General features: G+C 69.9%; 11 protein-coding genes. 7 read left to right on the top strand and 4 right to left on the bottom strand.

Going from position 1 to position 12,949, the window contains the following annotated elements; genetic code table 11:
- Positions 1 to 14: 14 nt before the first annotated feature.
- Both CMC5_RS01880 and CMC5_RS01875 read right to left on the bottom strand, forming a co-directional pair.
- Positions 15 to 803: a SirB1 family protein gene (locus CMC5_RS01880; RefSeq protein ID WP_050435653.1), complete on the bottom strand. Its 789-nt coding sequence runs from the start codon at positions 801 to 803 to the stop codon at positions 15 to 17.
- A 424-nt stretch (positions 804 to 1,227) separates the two neighbouring features.
- Positions 1,228 to 1,890 carry a DUF2914 domain-containing protein gene (locus CMC5_RS01875; RefSeq protein ID WP_050428806.1) on the bottom strand — a complete coding sequence of 221 codons (663 nt, stop codon included), beginning with the start codon at positions 1,888 to 1,890 and terminating at the stop codon, positions 1,228 to 1,230.
- Between the two features lie 1,812 nt (positions 1,891 to 3,702).
- Between CMC5_RS01875 and CMC5_RS01865 the strand changes: the two genes are divergently transcribed.
- A complete protein-coding gene (locus CMC5_RS01865) occupies positions 3,703 to 4,431 on the top strand; it encodes a DUF4145 domain-containing protein (protein WP_218920218.1) in 729 nt (242 codons plus the stop codon).
- 474 nt (positions 4,432 to 4,905) lie between these two features.
- On the opposite strand, the gene CMC5_RS01860 is transcribed toward CMC5_RS01865, so the two are convergent.
- Both CMC5_RS01860 and CMC5_RS01855 read right to left on the bottom strand, forming a co-directional pair.
- Positions 4,906 to 5,706: a polysaccharide deacetylase family protein gene (locus CMC5_RS01860; protein WP_050428804.1), complete on the bottom strand. Its 801-nt coding sequence runs from the start codon at positions 5,704 to 5,706 to the stop codon at positions 4,906 to 4,908.
- 5 nt (positions 5,707 to 5,711) lie between these two features.
- Complete coding sequence (locus CMC5_RS01855; RefSeq protein ID WP_050428803.1) at positions 5,712 to 6,248, bottom strand: hypothetical protein; 537 nt, start codon at positions 6,246 to 6,248, stop codon at positions 5,712 to 5,714.
- 11 nt (positions 6,249 to 6,259) lie between these two features.
- On the opposite strand from CMC5_RS01855, the gene CMC5_RS01850 reads away from it, so the two are divergent.
- From CMC5_RS01850 to CMC5_RS47170, 6 genes are all read left to right on the top strand, one after another.
- Entirely contained in the window at positions 6,260 to 7,903 is a 1,644-nt protein-coding gene (locus CMC5_RS01850) for an MBOAT family O-acyltransferase (RefSeq protein ID WP_245678232.1), read from the top strand.
- A gap of 16 nt (positions 7,904 to 7,919) precedes the next feature.
- Positions 7,920 to 8,294: a hypothetical protein gene (locus tag CMC5_RS01845; RefSeq protein WP_050428802.1), complete on the top strand. Its 375-nt coding sequence runs from the start codon at positions 7,920 to 7,922 to the stop codon at positions 8,292 to 8,294.
- Between the two features lie 73 nt (positions 8,295 to 8,367).
- Positions 8,368 to 8,889: a hypothetical protein gene (locus CMC5_RS01840; protein ID WP_050428801.1), complete on the top strand. Its 522-nt coding sequence runs from the start codon at positions 8,368 to 8,370 to the stop codon at positions 8,887 to 8,889.
- Complete coding sequence (locus tag CMC5_RS43870; RefSeq protein ID WP_050428800.1) at positions 8,879 to 9,526, top strand: hypothetical protein; 648 nt, start codon at positions 8,879 to 8,881, stop codon at positions 9,524 to 9,526. Before CMC5_RS01840 ends, CMC5_RS43870 begins: the two co-directional genes overlap by 11 nt.
- Before the next feature lie 97 nt (positions 9,527 to 9,623).
- Positions 9,624 to 10,736: a tryptophan 2,3-dioxygenase family protein gene (locus CMC5_RS01830; RefSeq protein ID WP_050428799.1), complete on the top strand. Its 1,113-nt coding sequence runs from the start codon at positions 9,624 to 9,626 to the stop codon at positions 10,734 to 10,736.
- 2 nt (positions 10,737 to 10,738) lie between these two features.
- Complete coding sequence (locus CMC5_RS47170) at positions 10,739 to 12,937, top strand: DCC1-like thiol-disulfide oxidoreductase family protein (RefSeq protein ID WP_063796195.1); 2,199 nt, start codon at positions 10,739 to 10,741, stop codon at positions 12,935 to 12,937.
- Positions 12,938 to 12,949 lie beyond the last annotated feature (12 nt).

Raw genomic sequence — 12,949 nt, 5'->3', positions numbered from 1 at the left:
GTGCAACCGGTGCGTCAGTTCAACAGGTGCGCGCGCTGGGGCCAGGGCTGACGACCCCCGATCTGCTCCAGCTCCTTGCGCAGCTCCTCTGACGGCGAGAGCACCTGGATGCGCTCGAGCACCTCGCGCAGGCGCTCCGGGTCCTGCCGTTTCGAGTAGATCGCCCGCAGGTTGCTCAGCATCCGCACCAGGATCTGCCGCTTGCTGGCTGGCTGGAGCAGCCGCGGATCCGGCTCCTGGTTCGAGCCCGTGGCGCGTGCGGCGAGCGCCTTCAGCTCCTCGCGACCGAGCAGCCGACCCTCGAACGGATCGATGAGGAGCGCCCGGTTGCTCAGCGCACCGCGCCCGCTGCTCGGGAGCGCCGGCAGTGGCGAACGCACCAGGAAGTGACCCGGGAACGACACCCCGTGCGCCGTGATCCCCGCGCGCCGGCACACCTCCAGCAGCACGATGGCCAGCGTGATCGGGATCCCGAGGTGCCGGTCGAGCACCTGGTTCAGGTAGCTGTTGCGCGGATCGTAGTAGTCCGTCGAGTTCCCGCGGAACCCGTGCTGCCCGTAGATCACTTGCAGCACGTGCTCCACCGGCGCGCTCCCGACCGTGGCTTCGGTGTGATCGAGCGGCTGATCCAGCGCTCTCCGCACATCCGCGCCGAGGCGATCGAGCATCGCCAGGTAGCGCGGTACCTCCAGACCGGGGTGCTCTGCTTCTGCGATGAGCAGCGCCGCCTCGGCCAGATCGATCTCGTCTTCGGAGCGCGCGATCACGTGCGCGAAGAGCGTGAGGTTCACAGGCGCTTCCATGGGCCACAGGAGCGTAGCGCCTCCGCGCCTCGCGGGCCACGCACCACGCTGCATGAGCCCACGGAACGAGTCTCCGAGCCGCATGGCGGAAAGCGTGCAAGAACCAGCACATCATGCCCCCGGTTCGTCCCGGGTCCTTGGCAGCCCGTGCCCTCGTGTCGGGCCCGGCACCAGGTTCGTCCCGGTTTCCTGGAGAGGCCCACGGCGAAGACGCTGCCGCTCCACGAACTCGCGTCGACATCGCGACGAGCAGCCGCGTGAGGACCGACGGCCTCCCGCTGGCCACCGGGCCCCTGCTGGCCGACGGCCTCCCGCTGGCCACCGGGCCCCTGCTGGCCGACGGGGCCCTGCTGGCCGACGGGGCCCCGCTGGCCACCGGGCTCCTGCTGGCCAACGTGCCCCTGCTGTCCGACGGGGCCCAGCTTCAGAGCGTCACCTCGAACGGAGCCCGGGCCAGCTCTTCGCCACTCGGCCCGTGGACCACCGCGGTCCAGGAACCCGCCACCTTGGCCCCGCGCGTGAACGCCCACGTCCGCCACCGCCGCGAAGCGCCCACGTCCAGCGTGACCTGCCCGCGCGCGCCGCTCCCGTCCGGAGGCTCGAACGACACGGTGATCTCGCTGGACCCCTCGGACGGGTTCTCCACCTCGACGAAGGCATAAATCTTCTTCGCCTCGGCGCCGCTGAAGGTCGACTTCGCCGTCGAGGGCTCACGCCCCTCGATCTGCTCGGTCAACACGAGCCGCTTCACCTTGACCGGCGCGCCGTCCCGGGCCGCCGCGCCCGGTGCGCGTCCCTCCGCTCGCGCTGCGGCCGTCTTCGCTGCAGCCGTCTTCGCTGCAGCCGTCTTCGGCGCAGCTTCCGCGGAGGTGGGCTGGTCCGCTTGCGCCAGCGCCGACGGCGTCGGGGTGGCGCACGACGGGAGCGATGCTGCCGTTGCAGCGGGAGCGACCTGCGCCGAGGGCGCCACCTGGTCGTTCTGGACAGGAGCGACGACCTGCTCGCGGGGCGTCGCGTCGTTGCAACCGAGCGCCAGCATCGCCGTCGAGAGAGCCAGGGCCGAGATCCAGGTCGTCGCAGTCTTCATGGTCGCCTCCGAGGGGGTTCGTGTCTTTCCGTGTCGCAACCTGTGGGCCAGTCCGGCGTCGACGAAGAACCGCCAGAAACCCCGGAGAAACTCGGCCGCCCACCCTGTCCACGTGGCACCGCGCCCACACCGCTGTGTCGCTGCTGGACGATGGCCGTGGACCGGGGGCGTCCGAGGCGCGGGGGTCGGTGGCTGGCGGAGGCGTCTCCGTCCAGGAGCGAGCGTCGGGGGCGGGGGTCGTGCGCGCGGTGGCGGTTCCGTCGGGTGCCGGCGTGGTTGCGGTGGCGTCTTCGTCTGGGGCCGCGTGGCGGGTCCGTCGGGTGCCGACCTGTTTGTCGACTGTTTGTAGAGGAGTGGCTCGGGACGACGGGGTGGGGGGGGCCTTCAGCTCGGGCGGATGGAGCGGACCTCGTCTCGAGTTCGGGCGGTCTCCTGGCGCTTCAGGTGGGACGTGGTGGCGCTCGGGTGGGGGCGACGTTCTGGGTGCTGCTGAGCTGGGACGCCAAGCTGGGTGGTGACGTGCTTGTTGGTGAGATGGATTGCGCCGTTGGCCGCGGGCGCGATGAAGACGTGGCCTCGGTTACCTGTTCTGGCCTGCACGAGGAGGTCGCCAGCGAGCGGCGTCACGACGCGCAAGTGCGATCCAGGATGAGCCGACCTGTTTTTGTATGCACGAGGAGGTCGTCAGCGAGCGGGGTGGCGACACGAAGTTGCGATCCAGGGTTGGATGGCGAGCAGGTGGCGGGACGAAGTTGCGATCCAGGGTTGGATGGCGAGCAGGTGGCGGCACGAAGTTGCGATCCAGGGCTGGATGGCGAGCAGGTGGCGACATGAAGTTGCGATCCAGGGCTGGATGGCGAGCAGGTAGCGGCACGAAGTTGCGATCCAGGGCTGGATGGCGAGCAGGTAGCGGCACGAAGTTGCGATCCAGGGCTGGATGGCGAGCAGGTGGCGGGACGAAGCTGCGATCCAGGGCTCGACGGCATCCCCTGGCACCAGGCGGAGGTGACTCGGGTCGTCCAGCGTGGCTCGATGAAGCTGGTGGACCCTTCACGGCACGCTCGGACGTGGCTGAACAGCGACCGAGGTGATGTCGCCCATCGCGCGGGTGATGGACGCCAGCACAGGCGCCAGCGCTTTCCGGAACGCTTTCCAGCTCACCCGGATGCGCGAAGGCGAAGCGACACGCCTTCCCAAGGCGCACCAGAGGACCCTTCGCAGCTGCGACCGCGAGCTTAGAGCGACGGCCTGGAGGCTTCGCCTGGAGGCTTCGGGTCACGCGCCCTCGTCACCCGCATGCGCGGACTGACTCCGCCTGCATGTCGGACGCTCGGGGACAATGGATCGCCGAAGGGCCGTATATGACGGCCGCGCTATATAACGCGGCCGTTAAGCTCGCAGGCGCACCGCGGGGAGCCTCCCGTCGCGCCTCCGTAACGCGTGCGTATCGCGGCGCTGCGCTGTACCAAACGGTTTACGCCGCCGCTCTAGTCAGGATGGAAGAGGCGGTCTCGGCGCTCATATGGCACTCGTGGGGCCTCGCCGCCCCTGGCCTCTTCGACACAACCCCGAACCTCTCTGCCCGGCGGCAGTGCGCGGAGGCGTGGGGTTCCGGGCGCCTCCCCCGACTGAGGCGTAGACGGCCGCGCCTCGCAGGAGGGAGGGGAGCCGGCTCCGTAACAGCAGTTCCGCGGCGCCAGGACGTGGATGTTAGTCGCGGTGATCATGTGACGCCTCGCCTCAAGTGGCTCATACTCAGTGATGGCGTCATCCTTCCCGCCGGTAGCCCCCGACGGTTATAGGATGGTTTCCATGCAGTGCCCTCACTGCCTCCAGCATTTCAGCCCGCAGTGGCGCTACTTCACCCAGTCCACCTTCGCGGCAGAGCCGTTTGGCCACATTCCAGGACAGCGACGGACGCGCCCGACGATGGGGGCTCGCCCCGAGTTGACGATGCTGGAAGCGATCAACACGCACCTGCAGGACCCGCAGTATTTGCGCATCGCTATTTGCGCAGGATGTTCCAGGTCGACGATCGAGGCAGCGCTTCCGCGAGGTACAGAGGGCGGCCCGACGTTCTTCCGTATCTGGCCCCAGGGCGTGGCACGCCCCCTCCCACCTGAGGTCCCTGAGGAGTTTGCCGAGGACTACCGGGAGGCGAGCTTGGTGCTGTCCGCAAGCCCGAAGGCCAGCGCTGCACTCAGCCGCCGCGCTCTCCAGTTCATCATCCACAAGCAGGCCGGCATCATGAAGAAGGCCCTCGTCAGCGAAATCCAGGCGCTCATCGACGGCGGCACACTACCGTCGAGCATCGCCCGGAAGTTGGACGTGATCCGCCGCATTGGGAACCTCGCCGCCCACCCTACCGAGGACCATCAAACTGGGGCCATCATACCGGTTGAGCCGGACGAAGCGGAGTGGCTGCTCGATGTGCTCTACGACCTGCTGGATTTCTATTTCGTGAAGCAAGCGAAGGATGCCAGGCGGACGGCGGCACTGGACACAAAGCTGGCGGTAGTCGGCAAGCCCCCGAAGAAATAGCGCTGCCAACCAGCCCACCAGATGTTACGAGAATGCATACGCAACGAAGTTGCGTAATCGTTCATGCTTCCCGGGCTGGCCACTGGGCACGTCTGCGCGGGCCAACGTCGCGGCATCAGCATGAGATGCACATGTCGCTCTCGCTCACCTGCGGCCCCATCCATCTCGTGCTGTCATGCTCTGCGCCCCATGGTGGGACGACAACCTCCCCGGCGGCGACACCCCGCCACAAGCGCTGCTGTCGCGTCCCATGACTCCAGCCCCGGTAGCTCGCCGTACACGGGATCTGAAGCCCCATGTAACACCGGGTGTTCGGCGCCCCACCCACCACGGAGCGATCTGGCTGAGCGTCGATCAGCTACCCCGCATAAGCTGCCGTTCTGCGTTGACGGGCGCGGACACCGGCAGCTTCGATAGCCCGCTGCCGGGCGGATGGCGAGGGCCAGGCGCGAGAGGCTGGCCCCCCCAGCGGCCTCACCCGGTGACGTCGGCTTCGGCGATCCACCGGTCCACCCGCACCCCGACCAGATCCTTGTTGCGCATCGCCTGGAGGATGCGCGGCAGCGCCTTCACGCCGGCAGGCTCGTGATCGTCGCGCTCGGCGGCGTCGTGCAGCAGCACGATCGCGCCGTCGCCGAGACCGGAGATCACCCGCTCGGCCACCTTCTCTGGACGCGCGCTGCCCAGCCCGTCGAACCCCCGCACCGACCAGCCCACCACCTCCAGCTCGAGCTTCTGGAAGATGCGCGCCATCGGCGGGCTCGTGTGTCCCACCGGCGGACGCACCAGCGTCGGACGCTTGCCGGTGAGCCGCTCCAGGACCTCCACCGCGCGCGCCAGATCGGCCTCGATGAACCGCTCGCTCCGCAGCGAGAACAGCCGATCGTGCGCGTAGCCGTGCACCCCGAGCGCGTGGCCGCGCGCCGCGATCTCCTGCACCAGCGCCGGGTGCGCCTCCGCCTTCCGCCCGATCACGAAGAACGTCGCCTTCACTCCCTCGGCGTCGAGCAGATCGAGCACCGCGCGCGTGTGCACGGGGCTCGGCCCGTCGTCGAACGTGAGCGCCACCCCGCGCGCTTCGCTCGGCCCGCGGCAGATCACGTCGGCGTACATCCCCAGGCGGAGGATGAAGACCCCGGCGAGCAAGAGCCCCACGTAGGCGGCGATGGCCACGGCCGCGACCGTGAGCGAGATCGGCCCGAGCAGCACCGAGCGCACCGCGAGCGCGATGGCGCCCGCCGAGGCCGCGTAGAGGAGCGCCCGACCGATGGACACGCGCGCTACTTCTTCGCGCGCTTCCGGTCGGCGTCGGCGTCGAGGTCCTCGTCGAGATCGAGGTCGTCGGCGTTCGCCGCGATGCGCTTGTTCGGGGTCGCGCGCGGCGCCGCCTTGCCCTCGTTCGCGCTCGGTGCCTCGTCCTCCGGGGTGTTGTCCACCTCGTAGAAGCCGGCGAGCAGCGCGGCGATGGCGGGCAGCGACGTGATCGCCAGGCCGCCGAACGCGGTCTCGCCGCCCGTCGGCCCGGCCACCGTGGCGAGCTGGGGCGGCACGCTCATCGTCAGCCAGCGCCGCGTCACGTACATCAGCCCGGCGGCGAGCAGCGCGCCCACGAAGGCCTTCATCCCGGCCTCGATGCGCGCGTCCTTCGCCCAGATGGGCTTGCCGGCGACGAGGCCGACGAGGATGCCGGTGACGGCCGCAGCCACGTAGGCGAACAGCGCGCCAGGAGCCCCGAGGCCGAGCTGCCCGAGACCGAAGGCGATCAGCGCGCCCACGATGAGCCCCTTCACGATCCCGATCAGCAGGCGCCCCAGCATCGCTTCACTCCTTGGCACGCCGCCGCGCGCCGTTCAACATGGCGGCCCTCCCGGGCTCCCACTTTTCCTTCGAACGCTGCCACGTGCTCTTCAACACCCTCGATTACGCCTGGTTTTTCGCGCTCGCCTTCGTGGGGTCCTGGGCCCTCGCGCTCCTCGCTGGTGCCGTCCGTCGGCCGCTCTCGGCGACGGGCGGGAGCAGCACGACCGGCGCCGGCGGCAACTCCGGCACGACCGACGACGAAACCCAGGCGCCGGGGCGCAACCGGGCGCTCGGCTGGCTCGGCTCTTCGTGGCCTCGCGTCATCTTCCTCCTAGCGCTCAGCTACACATTCTATTCCTTTTGGAACTGGAAGTATCTGCCGCTCATCTTCGGCTCTTCCACGGTCGACTTCTTCCTCGCCCGTGCCATCGGCCGGGAAGAGCGCCCGCGGGTGCGCAAGGCGCTGCTCGTCGTCACCGTGGTCCTGAACCTCGGGTTCCTGGGCTTCTTCAAGTACTGGAACTTCGCCGTCGAGAACGTGCACACCGTCCGCGAGCTGCTCGCGGGCGCCCCCGTCTCTGCCTTCGACACCCTCAAGGTCACGCTGCCGCCCGTCGGCATCTCGTTCTTCACCTTCGAGTCGATGAGCTACGTCATCGACGTCTACCGGCGCGAGATGCCGCCGCACCGGAGCTACTTCCGCTACCTGCTCTTCGTCGCCTTCTTCCCGCACCTCGTCGCCGGCCCCATCGTTCGCCCGCGTGACCTGCTCCCGCAGTTCGAGCGCATGCCGACGCTCACCCGCGACGAGGCGGGCGAAGGGATGTTCCTCGTCGCCGTCGGGCTGCTCAAGAAGGTGGTGCTGAGCGACCAGCTCGCCATCAACCTCGTCGACCGCGTCTTCGAGCGCCCCGAGAACTACTCGGCGCTGGAGGTGCTCGCCGGCGTGTACGGCTACGCGGCGCAGATCTACTGCGACTTCTCCGGCTACACCGACATCGCCATCGGCTCGGCGCTCTTGCTCGGCGTCCGCTTCCCGAAGAACTTCGACGCCCCTTACCAGGCCACCGACCTCGCCGACTTCTGGCGTCGCTGGCACATCTCGCTGTCCACCTGGCTGCGCGACTACCTGTACATCCCGCTCGGCGGCAACCGCATGTCGGAGTGGCACACGTACCGCAACCTGATGATCACCATGGTGCTCGGCGGGCTGTGGCACGGTGCCTCGTGGACGTTCGTGTTCTGGGGCTTCCTGCACGGTCTCGGCCTCGGTGTGACGCGGGCGTTCCAGCGCAGCCGCGCGAAGGCGGGCAAGCAGAGCGCGAAGGGGCGGCCGTTCCCCATCCGGGCGGCGATGGTGCTGCTCACGTTCCACTACGTGTGCTTCGCGTGGATCTTCTTCCGTGCGCCGAGCTTCAAGCAGGCGATGCTGGTGCTGAAGCAGCTCGCGACGATGACCACGTTCCACCCGAACTTGCCAGGGATCCTGGTGGGGCTGCTCGCCGTGGCGATCGGGTGCTGCTACGTGCCGCGCGCGCTGTACGAGCGCATTCGCCATGGCTTCACGGTGCTGCCGGCGCCGCTGCAAGGCGTGGTGCTGTTCCTCGTGGCGGTGGTGCTGCACGAGGCGGCGAGTGCGGCGGCGGTGCCGTTCGTTTACTTCCAGTTCTAGGTGGATGGAGAGGGTGATGTCCGTCGTCGGTTCCGCGTTCCTTGAAGTCGTTCGGCGCGATGGTCTCGGTCCTGCGCGCGGTGGCGTGGCGCTCGTCGGGCTCCTGGGTGGGCTCGCGCTCCTCGGCGCGTCGGGCTGTGGTGCGTTCGCGAACGGGTACAAGCAAGCTGCGCCGATGGTGCGGGAGCGGGCTTCGTACGAGCTGGACTGCCCCGACCAGGAGGTGCGCCTGGAGGAGGAGCTGGGGGGCTGGTTCAAGGCCGTGGGCTGCGGCAGGAAAGCGCGCTACCGCGCCGCCTGCGACGGGCTGCGCTGCGTGGTGTCGGGCGAGAACGAGACGGCGATCCCCTGGCGCGACCGGCCGCCGCCCGGGGACGTGGTGACGCGCTGAGGGGCGCGAGGGGGCGCTGCCGGCGGCCCGCTTTTTCTCGGCGGCCGCGCGGCAGGTGAGGTAGAAGCGCCGCGTGGCAGACGAGGCGGATCGCGAGCGTACGGCTCCGGACGAGGAGCGCGATCCAGCGCCGCGCGAGCGCCCGGGGGACGCTGACGCCGCCGTGGAGGAGTCGTCCAGCCGTGCCAGTGCGGCGGCGGAGGGCGCCGAGAGCGCTGGAAGCGTCGGTGACGTCGACGGGGCGCGGCCGAAGCGGAAGAAGAAGAAGCGGCGCGCGGCGGACGACGCGGCCGAAGGCGAGCGCGAGGCGGGGCCGCGGCGTCCGGCGTGGTGGCCTGCGTTCGCGCGCCAGTACCCCGAAGATCCCACGCTGGACCGGCTGGTCGCCGCGTTCGAGGACGGCAACTACGCGGTGGTGCGGGTCGAGGCCGAGCAGCTCGCGAAGGGGAGCGAGCGCGAGGCGGTGCGGCGCGCGGCAGCGGATCTGCGTCGCCGGGTGGATCCGGACCCGCTCGCGGTGGTGATGCTCCTGGCTTCGGTGGGGCTGCTGGTGTTCCTGTCGGCCTGGTACTGGTCGCACGGTCATGGTCCGTGAGGGGCTCGCGCTCGCGCTCCTGGGGCTCGGCTTCGGCTGTGGCTCGGGCGCGACGCCTGCTCGGAATGCTGAGAACGACGCGCCTCACGGGGGAATGCTCGTGCTGGAGGCCACGGCGTCGGGGACGCGGTGCGAGCGCTACTTCCCGCTGGTGGAGGGGATCGTCTACCAGTACGTGATCTCGCGGGCCGCGCAGCCTGCCGGGGTGGTGGTGACGCGCGCGCACCGCGCGGACGCGCTCACGGGGGAGCTGCGCGTGGGGGCGGAGGCGAAGGGGTTCGTCTACCGGCCCGAGGGCGTGATGCGGGCGGGGCTCGGCGTGTACGTGCTGCGGGAACCGCTCCTCGTGGGGAGTTCATGGCCGGGCGCGCACGGAGGTCAGGAGCGCGTGGTGGCGGTGGACGTCATCGCGGAGGTGCCGGCCGGGCGGTTCGCGGGCTGCATCCGGACGCAGGAAGACCAGCCTGGCGAGCTGCTGTCGACCTTCTCGTCGACGTACTGTCCCGGGGTGGGCCTGGTCGTGCTCGAGGTGAGCGGTGACGCAGGCGACGAGCGGGCGGAACTCCAGAGCTACGGTCCACCCGTCGACCTCGGGCCCGACGGCATCTCGCGGATTCCGGTCACGCCGCCTCCTTGACCCTCGCTCTTTCCGTGCGCTGCTCGCTCCGAGCGCGCTTCTCTTCACGACACGGCAACGCGAGCAGTAGACTCGCCGCGCACACAGAGGACTCTCGATGAGCACACCGCCGGGCACGAACTACTGGGACTACATCCGCGTCGAGGATCTCCTCTCCCTTCAGGGAGGGTACGAGCGCGACGAGCGCAAGCTCGGCAACGACGAGGTGATGTTCATCGTCGTCCACCAGGTCTACGAGCTCTGGTTCAAGCTCATCCTGCGCGAGCTGACCACGGCGCGCGATCTGTTCATGAAGGAGCCGGTGCCCGACGTGGAGCTGGCCGCAGCGGCGCGGTCGTTCCGGCGGGTGGTGACCATCTTCCAGCAGGCGGTGAACCACTTCCAGGTGATGGAGACGATGACCACGCGGGACTACCTGGAGTTTCGCGATCAGCTCATCCCGGCGAGCGGCTTCCAGTCGGCGCAGCTGCGGGAGATCGAGATCCTGCTCGGCCTCGACGACGACCGCCGGGTGCCGCTCGGCAAGGAGTCGAGCTACAAGCAAGCGCTGAAGATGGGGCAGGGCGAGCCGGCGCCTGCGCTCGATCGGGTGGAGGCGCGGCTCGCGGGGGGCCCACCGCTGAAGGAGGTGCTCTACCGCTGGCTGTCGCGCACGCCGGTCGACGGGCCGAGCGATCCGAAGGTGGTGCGCCGCTTCCTGGAGAAGTTCATCGCATCGATGCGTGACGAGGTGGCCCGACGGGTGGAGATCGCCGTGGAGAAGGCGCTCACCCCGGCCGACGTGGAGCGGCTGCGGGAGCGTTACGAGACCGAGGTGCGCAACGCCGCCTCGTTCCTCCTCGCCGAGGACGACCCGTCGGCCGACGAGGAGACGCGGGAGAAGCGGCAGGCCATCCGCGCGGGGCTGGTGTTCATCGAGAGCTACCGCGAGCTGCCGCGCCTCGCCTGGCCGCGCGAGATCCTCGACGCGGTGATCGACATGGAGCAGTCGATGCTGATCTGGCGGCAGCGGCACGCGCGGATGGTGGAGCGGGTGATCGGCCGCCGCATGGGCACGGGCGGCTCGGCGGGGGTGGACTACCTGGACCAGACGGCGCTGCGCTACCGGATCTTCTCCGACATCTGGGCGGTGCGGACGGTGCTCCTCCGCAAGCCGGTGGTGCCGCCGATCGCGCACGCCGAGGACTACGGTTTCCGGGTCGAGGACTGATCGTGCTGAAGCCGCTCCGTGATCACTTCGCGCGCATCGACGCGCGCTCGCTGGGTCTGTTTCGGGTGGTGATGGGGCTGGTCCTGATCGGGGACCTCTTCGGTCGCCTGCGCTGGGGGCGGGAGTTCTACTCCAACGAGGGGGTGCTGCCGAACCACAACCACCTCTTCAACCTGCGCGGCAAGCAGGAGGTGTTCAGCGTCTTCCACGCCTTCTCGACCCAGGGCGAGGGGCTGCTTTCGTTGTGGCTGACGCTCCTCGTGTACCTCGGCTTCCTGCTCGGCTGGCACACGCGGGTGTTCCACGTGCTGTCGCTCGCGCTCTTCGTGAGCTTGACGTCGCGCAACCTGCTCGCCGAAGGGGTAGGCAGCTACGCGGCGATCGCGCTGCTGTTCTTCACGGTGTTCTTGCCGTGCGGGAGCCGGTTCTCGCTGGACGGCTTGAAGGCGTCGATGGCGCTGCGCGACGAGCAGAGCGCGGCGGATCTGAACGATCGGCGGTGCTACCCGCGCTCGGTCGTGGACGCGGTGCGCTTGCCGGGCTGGTCGCCGGTGTCGGTGGCAGCACTGGGCGTGCTGGTGCAGATCGGGGTGATCTACGCCTGCTCGTGGCTGCAGAAGTCGGGCGCGGCGTGGCAGGACGGCAGCGCGCTGCACTACGCGCTGCACGACGACCTGCGGGTGAGCGGGATCGGGGCGTGGCTGCGGGGCGCGCTCGGGAGCGGGCCGCTCACGGGGTGGACGTTCGCGCTGCGCTACGCGGAGATCGCGATCCCGGTGCTGCTGCTCGTGCCGTTCGCGTTCCGCTGGACGCGCCTCGCGGCGGCGGGGCTGATGGTGTTCCACGGGCTGAGCTTGGTGCTCCTGTTCCAGCTCGGTCTGTACGGGGGGGCGCTGGTCGCGGCGGCGATGCTGGTGGTGCCCGAGGCGGCGTGGGACCGGTTCGAGAACACGCCGCAGCCGGCGCGGATGCGCACGGTGATCTACGACGCCGACTGCGGCGTGTGCCTGTGGCTCGCGCGGGTGCTCCGGCGGCTGGACCTCCGGGGGCACGTGACCTTCCAGGGCAACGACGATCGGCGTGGGCTGCTCGTGCGGCGCACGCCGAGCGGTCCGGTGAAGTCGGCGCCGCTGCCGGCAGCGATCACCGAGGAGCTCGTGGACCGGACGATCGTGGTCGTGGATCCCGCGGGAAAGATCTTCGTGCGGAGCCGCGCCATCGTGGAGATTCTGCGGGTGCTGCCGCTCGGGTGGCTGGCGTTGCCGCTGGCCTTGCCCGGGGTGTCGCACCTGCTCGATGGGCTCTACGACGCGGTGGCGAGCCGTCGGCACCGCATCAGCGTGCTGATGGGCAAGACGGCCTGCGGGATCAGGGGGCCCGTCACGGGCGCGTCGGTCGATGACGACGCGGACGAGGTGAAGGGCGAGCAGACCTCGGCGCAAGGTGAGGTCGCGGAGGACGTCGAGGGAGCGGCGGCGACCCGGGACGACGAGGCGAGAGGCGAGACGGAGAGCAACGACGAAGCGACGGCGGGGCCCGCGAAGTCGAAGCCTCGGGCGCGCCCCCTGCTGCCCGCGGCACCCGAGGTGTCACCGGCGCGCCGGACCGCGCGGCACGTGGCGGGGGCGGGGCGTGAGCTGGGGGCTGCGCTCGTGCTCGCGGCGATGGTGGCGCAGACGGTGAAGGAGAACCCGGTGCCGGAAGCGCTGGCCGAGGTGCCGCAAGGGCCGATGCTCGCGGCGATCGCGTCGTGGTCGCGGATGATGGGGCGCTGGGATCTGATGGCGCCGGAGCCGCTGCGGAGCGACGAGGTGATGGTGATCGATGCGCAGATGCGCAACGGCGAGTCGCTCGATCTGTTCACGGGCGTGGCGCCGGAGGTGGATCTTTCGGCGCGACCGCCGCTCGTGCTCGGGCCGCTCTGGGGCGAGTACCTGCACCGGGTCCGGCGGCCGGAGTACCTGGAGTACCAGCGGGCCTTCCGCGACTACCTGGGCAAAGGTGGGCCGCTGCGGGGTCGGATCCCGTCGGAGATGATCGTCGCCGGGGTCGACGCTTACTGGGTGGCGCAGCCGATCGCGCCGCCGGGAGAGACGAAGGTCGAGACCGGGACGCGCGAGAAGCTGTTCAGCCACGGCAAGGGGGGGCTCGGGACCGGGATGGACAAGGTGCCGCTCGTGCGCGCGGGGTCGCGCCGCTGAAGGGGGGGCGTG

It is taken from the genome of Chondromyces crocatus, assembly GCF_001189295.1.
GTDB lineage: Bacteria > Myxococcota_A > Polyangia > Polyangiales > Polyangiaceae > Chondromyces > Chondromyces crocatus.
Note: the sequence above shows the minus strand (reverse complement) of the source record. Positions and strands in the feature narration are given on the sequence as shown.

What these genes read in the sequence shown, in the direction of transcription:
- CMC5_RS01845 (WP_050428802.1), top strand. Translation starts at nt 7,920, where the DNA reads ATGTCCGTCGTCGGTTCCGCGTTCCTTGAAGTCGTTCGGCGCGATGGT.
- CMC5_RS01830 (WP_050428799.1), top strand. Translation starts at nt 9,624, where the DNA reads ATGAGCACACCGCCGGGCACGAACTACTGGGACTACATCCGCGTCGAG.
- CMC5_RS43870 (WP_050428800.1), top strand. Translation starts at nt 8,879, where the DNA reads ATGGTCCGTGAGGGGCTCGCGCTCGCGCTCCTGGGGCTCGGCTTCGGC.
- CMC5_RS01875 (WP_050428806.1), bottom strand. Translation starts at nt 1,890, where the DNA reads ATGAAGACTGCGACGACCTGGATCTCGGCCCTGGCTCTCTCGACGGCG.
- CMC5_RS01880 (WP_050435653.1), bottom strand. Translation starts at nt 803, where the DNA reads ATGGAAGCGCCTGTGAACCTCACGCTCTTCGCGCACGTGATCGCGCGC.
- CMC5_RS01865 (WP_218920218.1), top strand. Translation starts at nt 3,703, where the DNA reads ATGCAGTGCCCTCACTGCCTCCAGCATTTCAGCCCGCAGTGGCGCTAC.
- CMC5_RS01855 (WP_050428803.1), bottom strand. Translation starts at nt 6,248, where the DNA reads ATGCTGGGGCGCCTGCTGATCGGGATCGTGAAGGGGCTCATCGTGGGC.